General features: G+C 72.1%; 16 protein-coding genes. 11 read left to right on the forward strand and 5 right to left on the reverse strand.

The window, feature by feature from the left end:
• Positions 1 to 53: 53 nt before the first annotated feature.
• Entirely contained in the window at positions 54 to 1,640 is a 1,587-nt protein-coding gene (locus tag M2352_RS03850; protein ID WP_264663182.1) for a hypothetical protein, read from the reverse strand.
• 170 nt (positions 1,641 to 1,810) lie between these two features.
• Between M2352_RS03850 and M2352_RS03855 the strand changes: the two genes are divergently transcribed.
• From M2352_RS03855 to M2352_RS03865, 3 genes are all read left to right on the forward strand, one after another.
• Positions 1,811 to 4,321: a helicase-related protein gene (locus M2352_RS03855; protein WP_264663183.1), complete on the forward strand. Its 2,511-nt coding sequence runs from the start codon at positions 1,811 to 1,813 to the stop codon at positions 4,319 to 4,321.
• Between the two features lie 114 nt (positions 4,322 to 4,435).
• Entirely contained in the window at positions 4,436 to 6,628 is a 2,193-nt protein-coding gene (locus M2352_RS03860) for a VTT domain-containing protein (protein ID WP_264663184.1), read from the forward strand.
• Positions 6,625 to 7,485 (forward strand): endonuclease/exonuclease/phosphatase family protein, encoded by an 861-nt coding sequence (locus M2352_RS03865; protein WP_264663185.1) that lies wholly within the window; start codon positions 6,625 to 6,627, stop codon positions 7,483 to 7,485. The genes M2352_RS03860 and M2352_RS03865 overlap by 4 nt, the downstream gene beginning before the upstream one ends.
• Here the strand turns inward: M2352_RS03865 and mutS are convergent.
• Positions 7,458 to 10,097, reverse strand: a complete 2,640-nt coding sequence (gene mutS, locus M2352_RS03870) for a DNA mismatch repair protein MutS (RefSeq protein ID WP_264665299.1) — start codon at positions 10,095 to 10,097, stop codon at positions 7,458 to 7,460. The two genes, M2352_RS03865 and mutS, sit on opposite strands and share 28 nt — an antisense overlap.
• Positions 10,098 to 10,283: 186 nt before the next feature.
• On the opposite strand from mutS, the gene M2352_RS03875 reads away from it, so the two are divergent.
• The 5 genes from M2352_RS03875 to pip all read left to right on the forward strand — a co-directional run bounded on the left by M2352_RS03875 (position 10,284) and on the right by pip (position 15,377).
• Entirely contained in the window at positions 10,284 to 10,787 is a 504-nt protein-coding gene (locus M2352_RS03875) for a hypothetical protein (RefSeq protein WP_264663186.1), read from the forward strand.
• A 126-nt stretch (positions 10,788 to 10,913) separates the two neighbouring features.
• The gene (locus M2352_RS03880) at positions 10,914 to 11,609 is read left to right on the forward strand and encodes an EAL domain-containing protein (protein WP_264663187.1); all 696 of its coding nucleotides are present in this window, start codon (positions 10,914 to 10,916) and stop codon (positions 11,607 to 11,609) included.
• A 14-nt stretch (positions 11,610 to 11,623) separates the two neighbouring features.
• Positions 11,624 to 13,117: a fused MFS/spermidine synthase gene (locus tag M2352_RS03885; protein WP_264663188.1), complete on the forward strand. Its 1,494-nt coding sequence runs from the start codon at positions 11,624 to 11,626 to the stop codon at positions 13,115 to 13,117.
• Positions 13,118 to 13,205: 88 nt separating this feature from the next.
• Positions 13,206 to 14,387, forward strand: a complete 1,182-nt coding sequence (locus M2352_RS03890) for a cyclic nucleotide-binding domain-containing protein (protein ID WP_264663189.1) — start codon at positions 13,206 to 13,208, stop codon at positions 14,385 to 14,387.
• A gap of 39 nt (positions 14,388 to 14,426) precedes the next feature.
• Positions 14,427 to 15,377, forward strand: coding sequence for a prolyl aminopeptidase (gene pip, locus M2352_RS03895; protein ID WP_264663190.1), 951 nt, complete (start codon positions 14,427 to 14,429; stop codon positions 15,375 to 15,377).
• Between the two features lie 47 nt (positions 15,378 to 15,424).
• Here pip and M2352_RS03900 read toward each other — a convergent pair whose 3' ends face one another.
• From M2352_RS03900 to trpS, 3 genes are all read right to left on the reverse strand, one after another.
• On the reverse strand, positions 15,425 to 17,095 hold the full coding sequence (locus M2352_RS03900; protein ID WP_264663191.1) for a sensor histidine kinase: 1,671 nt from the start codon (positions 17,093 to 17,095) through the stop codon (positions 15,425 to 15,427).
• A 179-nt stretch (positions 17,096 to 17,274) separates the two neighbouring features.
• Positions 17,275 to 17,892: a pyroglutamyl-peptidase I family protein gene (locus tag M2352_RS03905; protein WP_264663192.1), complete on the reverse strand. Its 618-nt coding sequence runs from the start codon at positions 17,890 to 17,892 to the stop codon at positions 17,275 to 17,277.
• Between the two features lie 16 nt (positions 17,893 to 17,908).
• Positions 17,909 to 18,907, reverse strand: coding sequence for a tryptophan--tRNA ligase (gene trpS, locus M2352_RS03910; protein ID WP_264663193.1), 999 nt, complete (start codon positions 18,905 to 18,907; stop codon positions 17,909 to 17,911).
• Between the two features lie 234 nt (positions 18,908 to 19,141).
• On the opposite strand from trpS, the gene M2352_RS03915 reads away from it, so the two are divergent.
• From M2352_RS03915 to M2352_RS03925, 3 genes are read left to right on the forward strand one after another with little or no spacing between them, the layout of a single operon-like run.
• Positions 19,142 to 19,888 carry an ABC transporter permease subunit gene (locus M2352_RS03915; protein ID WP_264663194.1) on the forward strand — a complete coding sequence of 249 codons (747 nt, stop codon included), beginning with the start codon at positions 19,142 to 19,144 and terminating at the stop codon, positions 19,886 to 19,888.
• 51 nt (positions 19,889 to 19,939) lie between these two features.
• Positions 19,940 to 20,788, forward strand: a complete 849-nt coding sequence (locus M2352_RS03920; protein ID WP_264663195.1) for a hypothetical protein — start codon at positions 19,940 to 19,942, stop codon at positions 20,786 to 20,788.
• Positions 20,785 to 22,488, forward strand: coding sequence for an oligopeptide/dipeptide ABC transporter ATP-binding protein (locus tag M2352_RS03925; protein WP_264663196.1), 1,704 nt, complete (start codon positions 20,785 to 20,787; stop codon positions 22,486 to 22,488). The genes M2352_RS03920 and M2352_RS03925 overlap by 4 nt, the downstream gene beginning before the upstream one ends.
• Positions 22,489 to 22,613 lie beyond the last annotated feature (125 nt).

The raw sequence follows: 22,613 nt of genomic DNA on the forward strand, positions 1-22,613 counted from the left end.
TTCCGCCGCCGCTTTTCAAACGGCGGGGGAAGCCGGGACGTCATCAAAAGGAATCAGAGCTTGCGCTTGGCGGGGGCGGGGGCCTCTTCCTCCTCCTCGTCCTCGCCGCCGTCGGTGCCCTGATCGGCGCCCAGACCCAGCAGCGCGCTCATATCCGTGCCGTTCAGCAGGATCTGGCCCTGGGGCGTGATGTCGATCTTGTAGACACGGGCGTCCTTGCCCTGGGCATCCTTGCCCGGCTGGCCCAGCGCCTGGACCATGGTCAGCCCGGCCAGCGTGTCCTGATCCTCCTTGGTGGGCTTCTTGCCGGGGGCGGGCTGCAGCGCCTTGATGGTGTTGTCCAGCCCGGTCAGGGTGACGGTGAACGCCCCGGTGGTGGCCAGGGCGGCCCCGGGGGCGAAGGTGGCGGCCCCGGCGGCGTGGCCGCTGGTGGCGGGGGTGTTGACCGCCAGCTTTTCCAGGCGGATTTCGCTGGCCGCCTGACCCAGGGCGCCCATCAGCACCCCGGCGACCAGCGCGCCGGTGGTGTCGTCGGTCTTGCCCGCGGCGATGGTCAGCACCTGCGACAGCGCATCGGTGGGCAGCTTCAGCGCGGCGATGGAGAAGCCGGCGCTGCCCGGCATGAAGTCCGCCGGACCCGGCGGCGGGACGATGGCCAGCCCGTCGTGGTCATAGCCGAACCGCACCGAGGTGCTGGGGGTGTCCAGCCCGTCGATGCCCATGGACAGGGCGAAAGCCTTCAGCCCCACGCGCGTCTTGTCCTTGGGATCGAAGAAGGTGGAATCGCCCAGCGACACCTTAAACCCCATGCCGCCGAACAGCCCGCGGAAATCGGCGGGGGTCAGGGACGGGGGGGCGGGGTTGGGGTCCGCCCCCGCGGTCTCGGCATAGGTCCGGGCCGTCTCGGTCAGCTTGCGGCTCTTTTCCAGATCGACGCGGGTGTAGGTGAAATCGGTGCCGAACGAGCCGATGGTGGCCAGCGGGGTGCCCGTCTCGTCCTGGACCGCCAGATTGGCGATGGTGAAGGCGCCGGGGCCGCTGTACAGCGCGCCGCCGCCGTCGGGGCGCAGGTCCATGCGCCCGGCCATCGACCCGATCTTCAGCAGCGTCTGGTTCTTGGCGTTGGTGGCGGCCAGGGCGCCGAGGGAGACGTCCAGCGCGGTCAGCGTCTCATAGGCGGGAACCCACACGCCGCTGATGGCCTGGGTGCCGATGGTGACGGTCCCGTCCGCCGCCCCCTTGGCGTCGAAGATGGGCAGGCTGGCGGGAAGCTGGGCGGTGAACGCCTGGGTGCCGTCGGTCTGCGGCTTCAGGCGGAAGGTGATGATGCCCACGTCCATCCGCGCCCCGTCGTCGCCGGCAAAGGACAGCGCCGGCAGCGTCACCTTGTACGCATCGCCGTCGGGGGTGGCGGTGACGGCACCGATCCAGCGCGCCCCGCCGCCCTGGGGGGTGTGGGGCAGAAAGCGCTTCAGCGCCGTGTCGATGCTGGCGGCCAGCGTCTTGGCACCGGTCTCGTCCACCGTGGTGGCGGCAACAGGCGCCGGGGCCGGAGCGGTCTGGGCCAGAAGGGGGGATGCCGAAAGCGCCGAGGCAAGCAGGGCGGCGGCAAAGGCGGTGCGGGGGAATGAACGGCCCATGGTCTTACGCGAAGGCTCCGGTTGTTCGGGCGTCGGGTTGTTGTTTTCCGGTCGGAAAGACACCGGGCATGATTTTCCCATGTTCGGGCCCGTGCGTCTATTGGCCCAAACGATACACATGGCATAGGCCGTGCTTGCAAAACGGTGTTGCCCCGCCGATTCTCCTGTCCATGCCCGACGCGCGCCCCCTTTCCGTTCCGTATAATCCCCAGGGTGTGGAGGGCCGTCTGGTCGCCGTCCTGGGGCCGACCAACACCGGCAAGACCCATCTGGCCATCGAACGCATGCTGGGCCACCGCACCGGCATGATCGGCTTTCCGCTGCGCCTGCTGGCCCGCGAAAACTACGACCGCATCGTGGCGCAGAAGGGGCGGGAGGCCGTGGCCCTGGTGACGGGGGAGGAAAAGATCCTGCCCCGCCACCCGCGCTATTGGGTGTGCACGGTGGAATCCATGCCGCTGGACCGCCCGGTGGATTTCCTGGCGGTGGACGAGATCCAGCTTTGCGCCGATCCCGAACGCGGCCATATCTTCACCGACCGCCTCTTGAACGCCCGCGGCCTGGTGGAAACCATGGTGCTGGGGTCCGACAGCATCCAGCCGCTGATCCGCAAACTCGTTCCGCGGGCGGAATTCATCAGCCGTCCCCGCTTTTCCCAACTGACCTACGCCGGGTTCCGCAAGCTGACGCGGCTGCCGCCGCGCTCGGCGGTGGTGGCGTTCTCGGCCACCGACGTCTATGCCATGGCGGAGTTGCTGCGCCGCCAGCGCGGCGGCACGGCGGTGGTGCTGGGCGCGCTCAGCCCCCGCACCCGCAACGCCCAGGTCGGGCTGTATCAGGCGGGGGAGGTGGACTACCTCGTCGCCACCGACGCCATCGGCATGGGGCTGAACATGGACGTGGACCATGTGGCCTTTGCCCGCATGACCAAGTTCGACGGCCAGCAGCCCCGCCGCCTGCGCGCCGCCGAGGTGGCGCAGATCGCCGGGCGCGCCGGGCGCCACATGCGTGACGGCACCTTCGGCATCACGGACGAGGTGGAGGCGCTGGAGGCGGACCTTGTGGACCGGGTGGAAAACCACCGGTTCGAGGCGCTGAAGACCCTGACGTGGCGCAACAGCGCGCTGCGCTTCGACACGCCGGGCTATCTGCTGCAATCGCTGGAGGCCCGCCCGCCGATCCCCGAGCTGGTGCGGGTGCGCGACGCCGACGACCATCTGGCGCTGCAGGCCCTGGTCCGCGATGGGGACGTGATGGAGCGCGCCCGCGGCCGCGCCGCCGTCGGCCTGTTGTGGGAGGTGTGCCAGGTTCCTGACTTCCGCAAGGTGCTGTCGGACGCCCACACCCGCCTGCTGGCCCAGATGTTCCTGCACCTGCGCGCGCCCGCCGGGCGGCTGCCCACCGACTGGGTGGCGCAGCAGGTCGCCCGCCTGGACCGCATCGAGGGCGACATCGACGCGCTGGTGGCCCGCATCGCCCACGTGCGCACCTGGACCTATATTTCCAACCGCCCGGCGTGGCTGGCCGACCCGCTGGAATGGCAGGAGCGCACCCGCGCCATCGAGGACACGCTGTCCGATGCCCTGCACCAGCGGCTGACCGAGCGTTTCATCGACCGCCGCTCCGCCGTGCTGGCCCGCACCCTGAAGGAAGGCCGGGCGCTGTCCGCCGGGGTGCGCACGGACGGCGAGGTGGTGGTGGAAGGGCACGCCGTGGGCCGGCTGGAGGGCTTCCGCTTCTCCCCCGACGCGGTGGACCGGCCGGAGGAGGCGCGCGCCCTGCTGACCGCCGCCCGCCGGGCGCTGGGGCCGGAACTGAACAAACGCCTTGTTCGTTTCGAGAAAGAAACGGATGGGGCGTTCACCCTGCGCCCCGATGGGGTGCTGGCGTGGGGGGATTTGCCGGTGGCGCGGCTGGCCCCCGGCCCGTCGGTGCTGATGCCGGCGGTGGTGCCCGATCCCGACACGCTGCTGGATCAGGCGCAGCAGGACCGGCTGCGGGCGCGGCTGGTCCGTTTCCTCCAGGACCGGGTGGCCCGGCTGCTGAGGCCGCTGCTGGATCTCCGCGACGCCGACGGCCTGAGCGGCAGCGCCCGCGGGCTGGCGTTCCAGATCGTGGAGGGGCTGGGGGTGCTGGACCGCCCGTCCGCCGCCGGGCTGATCGAGGGGCTGGAGCGCGACGGGCGGCGGGCGCTGTCCCGCCACGGGGTGCGGCTGGGGGTGCGGCACCTGTACCTGACGGCCCTGACCAAGCCGGGGGCGGTGGAGCTGCGGGCGCTGCTGTGGGCGGTGCGCCACGGCATGGCGCTGCCCGCCCCGGTGCCGCCGCCGGGCCGGGTGTCGGTGGACCGCGCCGAGGGACCGCCGCCCGGCTTCTGGCAGGCCATCGGCTATCCCGCCGCCGGCACGCGGGCGGTGCGCGTCGATATGCTCGACCGGCTGGAGGTGGAGGTGATGACGCCCCCGCCCGACGGCGCCCCGCCGCGCAGCGACGCCGACCTCGCCCGCATCATCGGCTTGCCCCCCGCCGCCCTGGCGCCGGTGCTGGAAGCGCTGGGCTACAGCCGCAAGGACGAGGGCGGCCCCTGGCGCCGCCGCCCGCCCCGCAAGCCCAAGGCGCGGGACGCGCGCCCGGTGGCGGAAGATCATCCGTTTGCGAAACTCGCTCACCTGAGGCGCTGACGCGGCGGGCTGCCGCCCGCACCCGCGTGGGGGCAGGCAGCCCCACACCCTCCCGGAACCCGACCCTCCCCCCAAGCGTTCCCCAGGCACCGTTTCCGCCTGCGAGGTCCGCCGATGACCGCTGTGCCGATGCCGCATTTTCCCTGTTCCGATCCGCCGCCGCTGTTCGTGCCGGGAGAGACCTGCTGGCGGGTGGAGCGGGCGGAGCGGGTGGGGGTCATCATCGACGCCGAGGATTATTTCGCCGTCGCCAAGGCCGCCATGCAGCGCGCCCGCCGGTCGATCCTGCTGACCGCGTGGGATTACGACAGCCGTGTGCGCCTGACCCCGCAGAAGCGCCACCCCAGCCGGCCCGACCGGCTGGGGCTGTTCCTGAACTGGCTGGCGGCGCGGCGGCCCGGCCTGCACATCTATGTGCTGAAGTGGGATTACGCCGAGCTGTTCGACATCAAGCGCTACCAGCAGCCGCTGTTCATCCGCCGGCTGTTCAGCCATCCGCACCTGCATTACCGGCTGGACGACGATCATCCCACGGGTGCCTGCCATCACCAGAAGCTGCTGATCATCGACGACGCGCTGGCGTTCTGCGGCGGGCTGGACCTGACCGCCAACCGTTGGGACACCCGCGCCCACCGGGCCGACGAACCGGCCCGCCGCCAGCCCGACGGCTCGTGCTACGAGCCGTTCCACGACCTGATGATGGCGGTGGACGGGGATGCGGCCCGCGCGCTGGGCGACCTGTTCCGCGAACGCTGGCGCCGCGCCACGGGGGAGGTGCTGGACCCGGCCCCGCCCGGTCCCGGCATCGATCCCTGGCCCGCCACCCTGAAACCGCTGCTGACCCGCCAGGACATCGCCATCGCCCGCACCGAACCCGCCGTCAACGGGCGGGAGGAGGTGCGGGAGGTGGAGGCGCTCTACCGCGCCGCCATCGCGTCGGCCCGCCGCACCATCTATCTGGAAAGCCAGTATTTCGCCTGTGACGCCGTGGCCCAGGCGCTGAAGGCCCGGCTGGAGGAGCCGGACGGGCCGGAGGTGGTGGTGGTCAACCCCATCCGCACGTCGAGCTGGCTGGAAAACCAGGTGATGATCGGCGCCCGCAACCGGCTGACGACCATGCTGCGCAACGCCGACCGCTCTGGGCGTTTCCGCATCCTGGCCGCGGTGACCGACGGCGGGCGCTGCATCACCGTCCACGCCAAGGTGATGATCGTTGACGACCGGGTGCTGCGCATCGGCTCGGCCAATCTCAACAACCGTTCCATGGGGCTGGACAGCGAATGCGATCTGGCGCTGGAGGCGGCCCCCGGCGACCATGCCACCGCCGCCGCCATCCGTGCCGTGCGCGACGATCTGGTGGCCGAGCATCTGGGGGTGGCGCCCGATGTGGTGACCCGTGCCATGGCGGACAACGGCGGCTCGCTGATCCGGGCCATCGACGCCCTGCGTTCCACCGGCACCGAAGGCCGGACTCTGGTGGATCTGGAATCGCCCGAACCCACGCCGTTCGCTGCCGCCCTGCTGGACGCCCGGTTCCTCGACCCCGAACGGCCGGTCACGGCGGCGGAACTGGTGGACCGGGTGCTGCCCTCGCTGATCCCCGGACGGCTGCACCACTGGCTGGGCGGGCTGGCGCTGGCGGCGGCGGCGGTGGGCTTGTACCTGCTGTGGAACACCACGGCGCTGAAGGAGTGGGCCACGCTCGACACCGCGCTGGGGCTGATCGAGCAGGTGCGGGCCATGCCGCTGGGGCCGCTGGCGCTGGTGGGGGTTTATGTGGCGGCGGGCTTCGTCGCCTTTCCCCTGCTGCTGCTGGTGGCGGCCACGGCCATGGCGCTGGGGCCGGTGGAGGGGTTCGCGGTCGCCATGGGCGGGGCGGTGGCGTCGGCGGCCGCCCTGTTCCTGGCCGGGCGGCTGGCGGGGCGCCGGCTGCTGGAACGGCTGGCCGGGCCCGGCCTGCACAAACTCTCCCGCCGGCTGGCGGACAGCGGTATCGTCGCCGTGGCCACCATCCGGGTGGTGCCGGTGGCCCCCTTCACCGTGGTCAATCTTGTGGCGGGGGCCTCCCCCATCCGGTTCTGGGACTATGTGATCGGAACGGTGTTGGGATTGGCGCCGGGCACCCTGGCATTCAGCCTGCTGGGACACCAGTTGGAGAGCACCATCACCAACCCCACGCCGTCCGGCATCGCCCTGTCGGCGGGGCTGGCGGTGGTGGCCGTCGGGCTGGGCTGGGGGGCGGGCCGGTTGGTGAACCGGCTGCGGAACAAAGGGCCGTCTGCGGAACAGGAGGAACAAGCGCCGTGATTCGATTGAGCCGTGAGCGGATGGTCCGTCTGGCCGGTTTGTTCCGGGAAGCGCGCGACCGCCGCAAGGCCCGGCGTCAGGAGCGCCGCCAGCGCGACCGCCGCGACGGGGCGTGCCCCGAGGGGATGGCGCCCTTGCGCATCGCCACCTGGAACATCCATTCCAGCGTCGGCACCGACGCCCGCTTCGACCCGGCCCGCATCGCCGAGGTCATCCGCGGCCTGGACGTGGACCTGATCGCGCTGCAGGAGGTGGGGTGGCACCACCGCGGCGAAATCGGGCTGGACCAGTTCGCCTTCCTGGCCGAGGCCACGGGCATGAGCGCCTATGCCGGCCCGACCAAGCACAACCCGCGCGCCCATTACGGCAATTGCGTCCTGTGCCGGCTGCCGGTGATCGCCTTCCGTCCCTTCGACATCAGCGCCGGCGCCCACCGCGAACCCCGCGGTGCGGTGGAGGTGGTGGTGGAGACCGGCGGCCACCCCGTGCGGGTCATCGCCGCCCATCTGGGGCTCGACCCGTGGGAACGTGCCCAGCAGGTGGACCGCATCCTGTCGGTGGTGGACGAGAAGCCCGGCCTGCCGACGGTGTTCATGGGCGACCTGAACGAGTGGACCCGCAATTCCCCCCGTCTGCGCCGGCTGGCCGCGGCGTTCGGGGATGTGGCGAGCCCCCGCAGCTTTCACGCCCGTCTGCCGACGCTGCGGCTGGACCGCATCTATGTGCGCCACGCCCGGCTTGCCGCCTTCGAGGTCGTCCGCACCAAGGCCACCCGCCACGCCAGCGACCATCTGCCGGTGCGCGCGGTGATCGGGGTGGGGGATGTCGCTCACCCCAGCAGCGACCGCAGCCGGTAAAGCTCCTCCAGCGCCTGCCGCGGGGTCAGGTCGTCGGGGTTGACGGCGCGCAGGGCGTCTTCGACCGGCGACGGTTCCGCCGGGGCCGCTGCCGCCACGGGGGCGGGGGCGGGGGGCCGTTTCAGCGCGGCGCTGAACAGCGGCAGATCCTCGGCCAAGCGGTGGATGGCGGCGTTCTGGTCGCCGGATTCCAGGATCTTCAGCACCTCCTCCGCCCGCGACACCACCGGTGCCGGCAGCCCGGCCAGCTTGGCCACATGGATGCCGTAGCTGCGGTCCGCCGCCCCCGCCGCCACCTCGTGCAGGAACACCACGTCGCCCTGCCATTCCTTGATGCGCATGGTGTGGCAGGACAGCGCCGGCAGCTTGGACGCCAGCATGGTCAGTTCGTGGTAATGGGTGGCGAACAGCGCGCGGCAGCGGTTGACGTCGTGCAGGTTCTCCACGCAGGCCCAGGCGATGGACAGCCCGTCGAAGGTGGCCGTTCCGCGTCCGATCTCGTCCAGGATCACCAGGGCGCGCGGCCCCGCCTGATTGAGGATCGCCGCCGTCTCCACCATCTCCACCATGAAGGTGGAGCGCCCGCGGGCCAGATCGTCGGCAGCGCCGACGCGGCTGAACAGCCGGTCCACCGCCCCGATGTGGGCGGCCCGCGCCGGCACGAACGATCCCATCTGGGCCATCACCGCGATCAGCGCGTTCTGGCGCAGAAAGGTCGATTTACCCGCCATGTTGGGGCCGGTCAGCAGCCACAGCCGGTTGTCGGCGGCCAGATCGCAGTCGTTGGCGACGAACGGCCCGCCGTGGGCGGCGTCCAGCATCGCCTCCACCACCGGGTGCCGCCCGCCCTGGATCAGAAAGGCGGTGCCGCCGTCCACGCGGGGGCGGCAATAGCCGCGCTCCGCCGCCAGCTCGGCCAGTCCCAGCGCCACGTCGGCGGCGGCCAGGGCGCGGGCGGCCACGGCGATGGGCTCGGCGGCGCCCACCACCTCCGCCACCAGCGTCTCGAACAGGCCCAGTTCGATGGCGAGCGCCTTGTCGCCGGCCTCGGAGATGCGGCGCTCCAGATCCGACAGCTCCACGGTGCCGAAACGAACCGCGTTGGCCATGGTCTGGCGGTGCATGAACAGCTCGCGGTTCCTGCCCGACAGCAGCTTGTCGGCGTGGGTTGCCGTCACCTCGATGTGATAGCCCAGCACGTTGTTGTGCTTGATCTTGAGTGCCGGCACCCCGGCGGCCTCGGCGTATTTCGCCTGAAGCCCGGCGATCAGCCGGCGGCTTTCGTCGCGCAGCGTGCGCAGCTCGTCCAGGGCCGGGGAGAAGCCGGGGGCGATGAAGCCGCCGTCGCGGGCCAGCAGCGGCAAATCGGCGGCCAGCGCCTCGCCCAGCCGCATCACCAGGGCCGAATGCTCGCCCAGGTCGCGGGCGATGGCGGCCAGCCCCTCGGGCAGCGGGTCGGCGACGGTGTTCAGGCGCGTCCGCACCTCCCCCGCCCGTTCCAGCCCGTCGCGCACCGCCGCCAGATCCCGCGGGCCGCCGCGGCCCAGCGTCAGCCGGGTCAGCGCCCGTTCCAGATCGGGGCAGCGGGCCAGCATCGCCCGCACATCCCCCCGCAGCCGCTCGTCGCCCAGCGCGAATTCCACCATGTCCAGCCGCCGGGCGATCAGGCCGGGGTCGGTCAGGGGGGCGGACAGGTGCACCGACAGCAGCCGGGCGCCGGCCCCCGTCACCGTGCGGTCGATGGTGGCGAGCAGGCTGCCGCGCCGCTCGCCGGTCATGGTGCGGGTCAGTTCCAGGTTGCGGCGGGTGGCGGCGTCGATTTCCATCACCGCACCCGGCCCCACCCGGCGCGGCGTGCCCAGCCGGGGCACCCGCCCCTTCTGCGTCAGCTCCACATAGCCGACCAGGGCGCCCGCCGCCGCCACCTCGGCGCGGGTGAAGGCGCCGAAGGCGTCCAGCGTGCCGACGCCGTAGAGCGTCAGCAGCCGCTGCCGCCCGTTCTCGCTGTCGAAGCGCGGGTTGGGCTGGATGGTCAGGCGGGATTTCCAATCCCCCCACACCTCGAACAGGTCGGGGTGCTGGGCCAGCCGTTCCGGGATCAGAACCTCCTGCGGGTCGAGCCGGCCCAGCGCCGCCCCCAGCCCGGCGCGGTCGATGGGGGCCACCGCCACTTCGCCGGTGGACAGCTCCAGCCACGCCAGCCCCATGCCGCCCGCCGTCTCCGCCACCGCCGCCAGCCAGTTGGAGGCGCGGGCGTCGAGCAGGCTGTCCTCGGTCAGGGTGCCGGGGGTGACGATGCGGATCACGTCGCGCCGCACCACCGATTTCGCCCCGCGCTTCTTCGCCTCCGCCGGGTCTTCCATCTGTTCGCAGATGGCGACGCGGAAACCCTGGCGGATCAGCCGCAGCAGGTAGGATTCGTGGGAGTGGGCCGGCACGCCGCACATGGGGATGTCGTCGCCCAGATGCTGGCCGCGCTTGGTCAGCGCGATGTCCAGCGCCTGCGCCGCCGCCACCGCGTCGTCGAAGAACATCTCGTAGAAGTCGCCCATGCGGTAGAACAGCAGGCAGTCGGGGTGCGCCTGCTTGATCTCCAGATACTGGGCCATCATCGGGGTGGGGGCGGCGGCGGCGGAAGGGGCGTCGGACACGGCGGCAACCAAAAGGTTCAAGAGGTAGGGTGACGGAACGGGGCAGACCCTAGCACGGGCGAGGCTCTGGCGCACCGCCCCCGCCGGGGCGTAAGCTGGATCAACACCATAAAGCCAATCGACCGCATCAATCCGGGGAGACACACCATGACCGACCGCGTGACCGACACCGAAACGACCGTGCGCGAGGTGGTGGCCCTGTTCGACACCCGCGCCGCCTTCGACCGCGCCGTGGCGGGGCTGCTGGACGCCGGCTTCGCCCGCGACGACATCAGCGTGCTGGCCAGCCACACCACGCTCGACGCCGCCGACACCGCCGCCCCGCCGTCGGACGAGGCCCTGACCGGGCTGGTGGGCGAACTGAAATACGCCTTCCCCCTGGCCACCGCCGGGCTGATCGCCATCGTCGGCGGCCCGGTCACCGCCGTGGTGGCCGCCGCCGTGGCCGCCGGGGTCGGCGGGCTGGCGATCAAGGACTATCTGGACGAGGTGACGGCCCACCCCGACCCCGGCGCCTTCGCCCGCGCGCTGGAAGAGGGGGGCGTGGTCCTGTGGGTCCGCGCCGCCACCCCCGCGGAGGAGGAGCGCGCCGCCGCCATCCTGGCCACCACCGGGGGCCGCAACGTCCACACTGCCGAACGGGAGGCATGATCCAAGGCTTGTTCCGAACTCGTCATAAAAAGAGCCGCCGGAAAAATGACCAAAGGGGGATGACGGATCATGGCCGGACCATGCGAAGCGTGCCGAAACGGGGAATCTTTCACCATTCCATTCAGCATGGCGTTCCAGCCGGTCATCGATCTGGAGACCCGCCGCATCGTCAGCTACGAAGCACTGGTCCGCGGCCCCGAGGGGCAGGGTGCCTTATGGGTGCTGTCGCAGGTGACGCCGGAAAACCGCTATGCCTTCGATCAGGCGTGCCGGGTGCGGGCGCTGGAACTGGCCGCGTCCGCCGGGCTGGACCGGCGGCTGAACATCAACTTCCTGCCCAACGCGGTCTATGAACCGAAAGCCTGCATCCGCCTGACCCTGGAAACGGCGGCGCGGGTGGGCATTCCGCTCGACCGCATCACCTTCGAGATCGTGGAGGACGAACGCATCGGCGACCTGACCCATCTGGCCGGCATCGTCGGCGAATACCGGCGCCAGGGATTCAAGGTGGCGCTGGATGATTTCGGTGCCGGTTTTTCCGGCCCGAACGTGCTGCACGGCCTGCACCCCGATCTGGTCAAGCTGGACATGGCGATGGTCCGCGACATCGACACCGACCGGCGCCGCCGCATCATCGCCCAGGGCATGATCCAGGTCTGCCACGCCCTGGAGATCGACGTGGTGGCCGAAGGGGTGGAGCGGGCCGGGGAGGCCGCGGTCCTGCGCGACTGCGGCGTGCGCCTGTTCCAGGGTTATCTCTTCGCCAAGCCGGCGTTCGAACGGCTGGTGGGGGACGACGCCATCACCTATCCCGCCCTGTGACCGGGACGCCCGCCATGATACCGCCCGCCCGCCCGCTGCCGACCCTGGGTGCCGCCGCCTTTGCCGGGGGCTGGGCGCTGATGATGCTGGAGATCCTGGGCGGGCGGCTGATGGCCCCCCACTTCGGCTATTCCGTCTATCAATGGGGGGCGGTCATCGGCGTGGTGATGGCCTTCATGGCCGCCGGCTATTGGGCGGGGGGACGCATCGGCGACGGGCCGGACGCCCCCCGGCGGCTGGTGCAGGCGCTGCTGGCCGGGGCGGCGTGGGCCGCTCTCAGCCCGTGGATCGGTCCGCCCATGCTGGCCCGCATCGCCGCCGGCAGCCCGCCCGACGAGGGGTCGATCATCGCCGCCACCGCCCTGTTGGGCGTGCCGTCGTTCGCGCTGGCCATGGTGTCGCCGCTGTGCGCCGGCATCCTGAACGCCGGGCAGACCGGCGGCACGGCGGCATCCGCCGGGCGGGTGTCGGCGCTCAGCACCATGGGCAGCATCGGCGGCACCTTCTTCGCCGCCTTCGCCGCCATTCCCCACATGGGAGTGTCCGCCGGATACGGGGCGGCGGCGGCGGTTCTGGCCCTGGGGCTGGCGGTGCTGGCCGGCGGGCGGCTGTTCGCCGTTGCCGCCGCGCTGCTGGCCGTGGCGGCGGGGCCGGCGGCGCTGAAGGCGGGGGAGGGGTTCGCCCTCTACCGCGAAAGCGCCCACAACACCCTCTATGTGCGCGACGACGGGGTGGAGGTGCGGCTGCACCTGAACCTGCTGAACGCCACCCAGACCCGCATCCGCCGCGACGGGCGGCCCACCGGGCTTTATTACGACCTGTTTCCGGTCACCCCGGCGCTGGCCGCCGGCCTGGCGCCCGGTGCCGCCCCGCGGGTGCTGATCCTGGGGCTGGCCGGCGGAGCGGCGGCCACCGGCATTGCCGCCCGGTGGCCCGGAGCATCCATCACCGGGGTGGAACTGGACCCGGCGGTGGTCGATGTCGCCTACAGCCATTTCGGGCTGGGGCAGGCGGCGGGGGTGCGGCCCGTGGTGGCCGACGCCCGCGGCTTCACCGAACGGGACGAAAATCATTACGATCTCGTTATCATCGATCTTTACAGCGGGGCCAGCATCCCGTTCTACACCGCGACCCAGGAGTTCTTCACCGCGGTGCTGCGCCGCCTGGCCCCCGGCGGGGCGGTGGTGATGAACATCGCCGCCCCCGCCGACCGCGATGCCCTGACCGGTCCGCTGGGCGCCACCCTGGCCGCGGCGGCGGCGGACGGGCTGGCGGGCGGCGGGCCGCTGGGGGTGTTCGTGGCCGACGCCGGGCGGGGCAACCATTTCCTGATCGCCACCGCCGGGACCGCGGATGTGGAGGCCGTGCGCGCCCGGCTGCCGATGGACAGCCCGCTGTCCCGCACCCTGGAGCCGTCGGTCACCGCCGGCCAGCCGGTGCTGACCGACGACCGCAGCGACATCGACCTGCGCACCATCGCCGCCCTGTTCGGGGGGCGGCGGGGATGAGCATAAGGAAAGCCTCATCCCCCTCGCCGCCGTTTGGCCGATAGGGTACTCTGGCGCGGACTTTCCCCTTTCCCGTGCGGAGTTCTGCGTGCCGCCTCTTCCACCCCGCACCATTCTGGACGGCTTGCCGCTGTTCGAGGGCTTCGACGACGCCCAGCGCGATGCCATTGCCGGGCGGGGCCGGGTGATCGAGGTGCCCGCCGGCCATGTGGTGCTGCACGAGGGGGAAAAGGGCGACACCCTCTATGCCCTGATCCAGGGCAGCGTGCGCATCCAGCGCCAGGATCCGGTGGGCAACCCGGTGGAACTGGCCCGCCGCCACGCCGGCGAATGCTTCGGGGAGATGGAGCTGATCGACGGCGGCCCGCGGTCGGCCACCGTGATCACCGCCACCCCGGCGCGGCTGTTCGTGCTGGAGCGGGGGGCGTTCCTGGACCTGACGGTGCAGGTGCCGGCGCTGCTGTCCCGGCTGCTGCGGGATCTGTCGGGCAAGGTGTCCGACACCTCCGCCCGGCTGGTGCAGCAGGACATGAACGCCCGCCTGCGCACGGCGGAAGCGGAACTGGCCCGCCACCGCGCCATCGTCCAGGCGGTGACCGGGCTGGCGCACGAGATGAACACGCCGCTCGGCATCTGCGTCACCACCGCCAGCCACATGGAGATGCTGGCCGAGGCGGGGGACACGGCGCTGCGCGAGCCGGCGGCGCTCCTGCGCGCCAACCTGGGCCGGGCGGTGGCCCTGGTGGAAGCCTTCACCGCCATCGCCGCCCTCTGCCCCGACGAAAAGCCCCAGCGGCTGGATCTGGCCGACGTGTGCGAGCACGCCGCCGCCCTCTACGCCATGGAGAACAGCACCCGTCCCCTGGACGTGACCATCGCCGGGCGGGACCGCGCCTATCCCTGGTGGGGGCTGCGCGGGCCGCTGGAACGGGCGCTGACCGCCCTGTTCGACAATTGCGCCAGCCACGCCTATCCCGGCCGGCCCGGCGGTCCGGTCACCGTCGCCATCGCGCCGGAGCCGGCGCTGCCCGGCCGCAGCGGCCGGGCGTGGGCCGTGCAGGTGATCGACCGGGGCGCCGGCCTCCCCGCGGATGCGGTGCCGAAGCTGTTCGACGCCTTCTTCACCACCGCCCGCGGCCGGGGGCACAAGGGGTTGGGGCTGACCATCGTCTACAACGCCGTGTGCGGTCCGCTGGGCGGGCGGGTGTCGGCGGCGCCCACCCCCGGCGGCGGTGCCACCATCACCCTGACCCTGCCCGGCGCCTCTTGAGAAGAGCACCGGAAACGCGCCGTCAACCAAGGACCATCCATGCCCCGCAGCGAGATCTTCCCACCCCTGGAACCCTATGAGACCGGCATTCTGCCGGTGGACGAGATCCATACGCTCTATTGGGAACAGTGCGGCAATCCCGGCGGCGCGCCGGTGGTGTTCCTGCACGGGGGGCCGGGGGCCGGCGCCTCGCCCACGCACCGCCGTTTCTTCGACCCCCGCCATTACCGCATCATCATCTTCGACCAGCGCGGATCGGGCCGGTCCCGCCCGCTGGGCGAGGTGCGGCGCAACACCACCGAGCTTCTGATCGAGGATATGGAGCGGCTGCGCCGGCACCTGTCGGTGGACCGCTGGCACCTGTTCGGCGGGTCGTGGGGATCGACGCTGGCGCTGGCCTATGCCCAGGCCCACCCCGACCGCTGCCTGGGCATGATCCTGCGGGGGATCTTCCTGCTGCGGCGGTCGGAAATCGACTGGTTCCTCTATCACATGCGCATGGTGTTCCCCGAAGCCTGGGCCAGCTTCACCGCCCACATCCCGGCGGAGGAACGGGGGGATCTGCTGGAAGCCTATTGGCGCCGGCTCGATTCGTCCGACCCGCGGGTGCGCATGGCCGCGGCGCGGGCGTGGAGCATGTACGAGGGGGCGTGCTCGTCCCTGCTGCCCGCCCCCGATCTGGTGGCCGCCTCGGGCGAGGACCGCCATGCGCTGGGGCTGGCGCGGATCGAGGCGCATTACTTCCGCACCGGCATCCTGACACCCGAGGACAAGCTGCTGCGCGGCGTGGACCGCATCCGCCACATCCCGGCGGTGATCGTCCAGGGCCGCTACGACATCGTGTGCCCGATCGTCACCGCCGACGAGCTGCACCGCGCGTGGCCGGAGGCCGATTACCGCATCGTCCACGACGCCGGCCATTCGGCCATGGAGCCGGGCATCCGCGCCGCCCTGGTCCAGGCCACCGAACGGTTCAAGACGCTGCGCTGATGTCCTTTTCTTCCGATCTCCCCTCGGCCCGGCGGGGCGAGGGGAGATCATGGGGACGATCGGCTTTCCTTGTCGTCCGGGGCGGCAGGGCCGGCGGGGGGAAGGACGCGGGCCGGCGGGAACAGCAGGGTGACGGCGGTCCCGTGGCCGGGGCTGCTGTCCACGTGCAGCGATCCGCCCATCAGCCGCGTCAGTTCGCGGGCCAGCGGCAGGCCCAGCCCGGTGCCGCCGTGGCGGCGGTGCAGCGGATCGCCGCCCTGGGAAAAGGGTTCCATCACATGGGCGATGTCGTCGGCGGCGATGCCGCTGCCGGTGTCCTGCACCGTCACCGCCAGTCCCGACAGGCCGGCGGCGGCGTGCACCGTCACCCGCCCGCCCGGTGGCGTGAACTTCACCGCGTTGGACAGCAGGTGCATCATCACCTGTGCCAGCCGGGTGCGGTCGGCGCGCAGGTCCGGCAGATCCCGCGGCACCGAGGCCGTGAGCGTCAGCCCATGGCCGTCGGGCAGCCCGCGCGCCTGTTCCAGGCAGGCGTCGAGAAGGGGGGGAAGGGATACCCGCTCCTCCGTCACCACCACGCTGCCGTCCTCCAGCCGGGCGAAGTCCAGCACGCCGGAAATCATGTCCAGCAGATGGGCGCCGCTGTGGTGGATCAGACCGGCGTAGCCGCGGTAGCGCTCGTCCAGCGGGCCGAACATCTGGTGGACCATCACCTCCGAATAGCCCAGGATCGCGTTCAGCGGCGTGCGCAGCTCGTGGCTCATGGCGGCGAGAAAGGCGGATTTGGCGGCGCTGGCCGATTCGGCGGCGCGGGACGTGCGCTCCAGTTCCGCCGACGCGGCGGCGTGGATGCGGATGCGGCGGACCAGCAGCCCGCTCAGCACCAGCAGCACCGCGGTCAGCATCACCCCCACCAGCACCGTCCGCCACGTCTTTTCACGGAAGCCGGCCAGCACCTCGTCGCGGTTCAGCCCCAGCATCACCCCCACCGGCAGGTCGTCCAGCAGGTGGGAGCTGATGAGCAGCGGCCCGGCGCCGGGGGCGGCCCCCTCGAACACCTCCCCGCCGGCATAACGGCTGACCAGATCGAACAGCGGCCCGTCGCGCAGCGTGCCGCCGAAGGTGACGGCGGCGCCGGTGCGCCGGACGTATTCCTCGCCCTCGCGGCTGAACAGGCTGATGATGCCGGCCTTCCCCACATCCATCCCCTGGTAGAGCCGGACGAAATAGGCGGGGTCGAGCAGGATCGCCATCACCCCGGCGAAATTGCCCTGGGCGTCCCGGATGCTGCGGGAAAATCGCATGCGGATTTCGCCGCTGCGGCGGGTCAGCACCGGCTCGCCGATGAACAGGCCGCTGTCCGGCGTGCTGCGGTGAAAGCGGAAATGCTGGCGGTCGGCGTAGTTGAGCCGCCCCCCGATCGGCTCGCTGCTGAGCACCAGCCACCCGTCGCGGTCCAGCAGCGAGATGGAGATGGGAAGCCCCGTGGGTTGAAGCTCATGCCGCAGCAGCGCCACCGGATCGAACCCGGCGGGATCCTGGGCATAGCGGTGCAGCAGGAAGACGAGCGCCTGATCGACCGACTGCACCGTGCGGCGCGCGTGCTCCTCCAGCGCCAGGGACAGGTTGTGGACCAGCGCACGGCTGTCGCGGGTGTCGCCGCTGTAATCGTCGATGATCGCCCTGGTCAGCCCAACCCAGAGAACGACAATGGCCAACCCTGTTAAAAGGATGACGTTAAGCTGAAGCGTAAAGAAAGGATTAAATTTAGAACGCCGCGGCGCCAGCATTTCAGCAATCATCGCGTCAGGATGGGCTGAGGAATTCTACCGAAAAACAGCATGAAAACGCAAGGAGCACCCCTGCGGCAGGGGGGTAACCTTTCGGTCAGAATGTCTTACCCTTCGGCGAGAATCTGGCGCAACGCGGTGACCAGTGCCATGGCGCCCGCCTCCAGCCGGTCCAGGGACAGGCCGCGGCGGTTCGGTTCGTCCGCCACCTGCTCGGGCAGCGGGGGGGTGTGGAGGAAGGCCATGGGAAGGTCCAGCCCCTCGGTCTCGATCCAGTGACGGGCCTGATAGAACAGGTGGTTGCACACGAAGCCGCCTGCGTGGTCGCTGATGGCCACCGGCATTCCCGCCGCCGCCAGCGTGCGCATCAGGAACGGCGCCGGCATGCCGGCGCCATAGGCGGTGGGGCCGTCCTCGTCGATGGCGCTGCCGGTCCGCACCGTGCCGGCGTTGTCGGGCCGGTCGCTTTCGTCGCGGTTCCAGGCGAGCTGTTCGACCAGGATGAAATCGCTGTGCCGGGCCATGCCGAAACAGACCGCCGCCATGGGCTGATGCTGCGCCACCGCCGCACGGAAGGCGGTGGCGCAGGCGCCGTATTCGACGGGCAGCACCGCCGTGACCACCCCCTCCGCCGCCGCCATGCGGTCCATCAGCAGGGCGGTGGGGTTGACGGTCCCCCCGTCGAACGGCTCGAAACCCGTCAGCAGAACGGGGGGTGCGGTCATGGTGTCCTCTTCGCGGTCAGGGACGCAGCAGGCCGATGATGTCCTTGATTTCCACAAGATGACGTTCGGCCAGGGCGGTGGCCCGCTCTCCGCCGCGGCGCAGCAGCCGGTCGATCTCGCCCTTGTCGGCCAGCAGTTCGTTCATGCGCCGGGTGATCGGGGCCAGCTTGGCGACCGACAGGTCCACCAGCGACGTCTTGAACGACGAGAACTGGGCACCGGCAAAGCTCGCCAGCACCTTTTCCCGCGTTTCCCCGGCCAGGGCCGCGTAGATGGTGACCAGATTGTCGGCTTCGGGCCGGGCTTCCAGCGCTTCCACGGTGTCGGGCAGGGGTTCCGGGTCGGTCTTGGCCTTGCGGATCTTCTGCGCGATGGTGTCGGCGTCGTCGGTCATGTTGATGCGCGAATATTCCGACTCGTCGGACTTGCTCATCTTCTTCCGGCCGTCGCGCAGCGACATGACGCGGGTCGCCTCGCCCAGGATCTGGGGTTCGGGCAGGGGGAAATAGTCCTGGCCGTAATGGCGGTTGAAGGCGCCGGCGATGTCGCGGGCCAGTTCCAGGTGCTGCTTCTGGTCCTCGCCCACCGGCACGTGGGTGGCCTTGTACAGCAGGATGTCGGCGGCCATCAGCACGGGGTAGGAGTAGAGGCCCAGGTTGGCCTGGTCCTTCTGCTTGCCGGCCTTTTCCTTGAACTGGGTCATGCGGTTCAGCCAGCCCAGCGGCGTGTAGCACGACAGGATCCACGCCAGTTCCGAATGCGCCGGCACGAAGGACTGGTTGAACAGGATGTTCTTTTCCGGGTCGATCCCGGCGGCGATGTAGGCCGCGGTCACCTCGCGGATGTTGTTGCGCAGGACCTCGGGTTCCTGGCTGATGGTCAGCGCGTGGAGATCGACCACGCAGAAGACGCATTCATACTGATCCTGAAGCGCCACCCAATTGCGCAGCGCCCCGAGATAATTGCCGAGATGAAGCTGCCGGGTCGGCTGCATGCCGGAAAAGATGCGGTTCACGGGGACGCCTCGCAAGTCACGGTTCAGGACGAAACACACGCGGAAGTCCCCCGTGTTATCCCCCCCGCTCCCGCCGGTCAAGCCGCGAAGGCGCGCATGCCGGGGCGCGCGTGCCGCAGGGGGACGGGTGAAATCCTTGCCCTGCGGGCGGCAACCCGCTTACCGTCACGGAACGTTCCCCTTCATAGGACAAGGGGGGTGCCGCCCCGCCCCGTTTCCCGCCGTCCCGGAGCCATGCTGCGTTTCGCCCTCAGCCGCTGCGCCGGCCTGATCCTGCCGCTGTTGCTGCTGGCGGTGATGGTGCTGGCCCTTGCCCCCGACCCCGGTGCCGCCGCCGCCCGCGCGCTGGGCGCGCTGCCGCGCACCGCCGGGCTGGTGGCGCTGGTGCTGGCGCTGGGCTACGGCGTCGGCGTGCCGCTGGGGCTGGCCGCGGCCATGCCCGCCGGGGGGCCGGTGCCGTCCCGTCTGCTGGGCGGGGCCGGGCGGGCGCTGGCGGCGGTGTCGGGCGGGGTGCCGGGGTTCCTGGCGGTGGCCGCGGCGGTGGCGCTGGCCGGTGGGGCCGGTGCCGCACCGCACGTGCCGGCGGCGGCCCTGGCGCTGGCGCTGGCCCCGTTGACCGAGGCGGCGCGGCTGGCGCGCAACGCCCTGGCGGCCCAGGCCGGTGCCGGCTTCGTGCTGGCCGCCCGCAGCCGCGGGATGGATGAGCGCACGGTCCTGGCCCTTTATGCCCGTCCGCCGGCGGCGGCGGCGGCGCTGGCATCGCTGGGGCCGGTGGGGGCCGCCGTCCTGTGCGGTGCGGTGGCGGCGGAGGTTCTGTTCGGCCTGCCGGGCTGCGGGGCGGTGCTGGTGGGGGCGCTGCACGGGGGTGACGGGGGCACGGCGGTGGCGGCGTTTGCCGCCCTGGCGGCGCTGGCCCTGCTGCTGCATGTGGGGGGGGCCGTGGCCGCGGCCCGGTTCGATCCCCGGCGGCTCGTGCCATAGGCGCGGCGGGTCAGGGGTGTGTCAGGGACAGCGGGGGTTTCGGGAAAATTGATGGACGGTCTTGCCGGTGACGGATTCGGGGTGCCCCCCTGGCGGGCGGCGTGGCGGGGGTTCCGCGCCAGCCGGGCCGGGGTGCATGGGCTGGGGGCGCTGGCGGCGGTGTGCTGCGGCGGCCTGCTGGAGCCGGTGCTGAGCGCCGGTGCCCCGACGGCCGGCGGCGTGGGCGATGCGGTGGTGACGGCGCTGGACGCGGTGGCCGCCTCCCTTCTTCTCGGGCTGGCGGCGGCGGTGCTGGCGGCGGTGGCGGCGCTGCTGTGGGGCGGCGGGGCCGCGCTGGCCGGCGGGCGGGGGATGCGGCTGGTCACCCTGGCCGGCTTTCTGGGGGCGCTGCCCCTGCCGTTGCTGCCGCTGATGGCCGGCGGGCTTCTGGATGCCGATCTTCTGCTGTTCACCGTGGTTCTCGGGCTGGCGGCGGCCCCGGTGCCGGCGCTGGCGGTCCATGGGGTGACGGCCGCCGCCCTGCGGTCGGACATGGCGGCGGCGGCCCAGGCCGCGGGGCTGTCCCGCGGGGCGCTGCTGGGGCGCCGGGTGCTGCCGGCGGTGGCGGTGCCGCTGCTGGCGGCGTGCTGGGGGGCGTGGCCCCGCGCGCTGGCCATGGAGGGCTTCGCCGGGCTGGTCCACCTCGGCCCCGTCCGCGGCGCGGGCGAGGCGGCGACATGGGGGTCGCTGCTGGGGGACGCGGTGGCCGGCGGCGGGCCGCTGGACCTGCTGGGGCCGGGGCTGCTGCTGGCGGTGACCCTGTGGGCGCTGGGCGCCATCGGCGAGGGGCTGGCCCACGCCGCCGCCGCGGCGGTGCCCGGCGTCTCCCTGTCCGCGGCGGGCCGGCGGGAGGGGCCATGACCGACGTGATGACCGCCCTTTCCTCTCCCTATCACCGGATCTTGACCGCCGAGGGGCTGGGGCTGCACCGCCGCCGGGGCGGGGGCCGGGGGGATGAGACCCTGCTGTCCGCCGCACACCTGACCCTGGACGCGGCGGAGGTGGTGGCCGTGACCGGCGACGAGGGCGCGGGCAAGACCCTTCTGCTCCGCGCCCTGTGCGGCCTGCTGCCGCCGGGGGTGGAGCGCACGGGCACGGTCGCCCTGACCGAACGGGTGGTGCTGGTGCCGGCGGGCGGCGGCCTGCTGCCGGGAGAGACGGTGGGGGAGCAGTTCGCCGCCGCGCTGTCCGCCGTCGGCCTTGGCCGCGGGGCGGCGCTGCGGCGGGCCGAACGGCTGCTGGCCCGGATGCATGCGGCCGACCCCGCCCGCCTTCTGTCCCTCCATCCCCACCAGATGGGGGAGGGGAACCGCTGGCGCGTGGCGCTGGCGCTGGGCATGGCGGCGCTCAACGGCGGCACGGGCACCGAACGGACGGGCGGGCTGTTCCTGGCCGACGCGCCGGGGGCCGGGCTTGACCCCACGGTGCGGGCGCGGCTGCTGCATCTGCTGGCCGATTGGGTGCGGGAAACCGGGGCGGCGGCGCTGCTGGCGGGCCGGGCCGGCGACGGGCTGGACGGTCCCGCCGACCGGCTGCTGGCGCTGTCCGCCGCCACCCTCGGCCCGGCACCGGAGCGGGAGGAGGCCACCGCCGCTCCCGCCCCGTCCGCCGGGGCGCCGGTGCTGTCGGTGCGCGGCCTGCGGGTGGCGGTTCCCCTGACCCGCGGCGGCGGCGGCCCGCTGGTGGTGACCGACGCCGGCTTCGACGTGGGGCGGGGGGAGACGCTGGCCCTGGTGGGCGAAAGCGGCAGCGGCAAGGCCGTGCTGCTGCGCGCCCTGGCCCGGCTGATGCCGGCGGCGGCGGGGCGGGCGTTGTGGATGGGCCACGATCTGCTGACCCTGGACGACGGTGCGCTGCGGGCGGTGCGCGGCGACGTGCAGATGCTGTTTCCCGATCCGCGCACCGCGCTTGCGCCGGCGCTTGCGCTGGGGGCACAGATGGTGGAGGCGCTGGCGGCGCTCCAGCCCGGCTTCACCCCGGCGGAACAGGCATCGCGGGTGGCGGCGGCGCTGGAGCTGGCGGGGCTGCCGCTGGCCGCCACCGGCTATTACCCCGGACGCCTGCCCGCGGAACTGGCGGCGGCGGCCGGGCTGGCCCGCGCGCTGGTCACCGGGCCGCGGCTGCTGCTGGCCGACGAGCCCTTCGCCGGCCTCGACGGCGGCGGGCGGGAACGGTTCCTGGAACGGCTGCTGCGGGTGCAGCAGGCGCGGTCCCTGACGCTGGTGGTGGCGACGGCGGACGCGGACGCCGCCTGCCGGCTGGCGCACCGGGTGCTGGTGATGCTGAACGGCCGGGTGGTGGAGGAGGCGGACACCGCCGATCTGGTGCGCGACCCGCGCCATCCCTATACCCGCGCCCTGCTGGCGGCGGCGGAGGGGCACCGGCCCGCGCTGGACGGGGATCCGCCCGGCCTGTTCGCCGTGCCGTCGGGCTGCCCGTTGCGGCGGCGCTGTCCGCGGGTGCGCGATTTCTGCGCCCAGGCGGTGCCCGAGCCGGAGCCGGTGCGCCCCGGCCACCGCGTCGCCTGCCATTATTGGGACGTGGGGGGGGAGGGGGCCTGATAAAGCCCCAGCGCAATGGTGCGTTGAAAAAAGGCGTCAGTCTTTTTACTGGGACCAAATGCCGCACAGACGTGGTGCGGCTGGCACCGTTCCCGGCCTCTGCTACAAACGAACCTCCCTTGTGC

The organism is Azospirillum fermentarium, from assembly GCF_025961205.1.
Taxonomy (GTDB): domain Bacteria; phylum Pseudomonadota; class Alphaproteobacteria; order Azospirillales; family Azospirillaceae; genus Azospirillum; species Azospirillum fermentarium.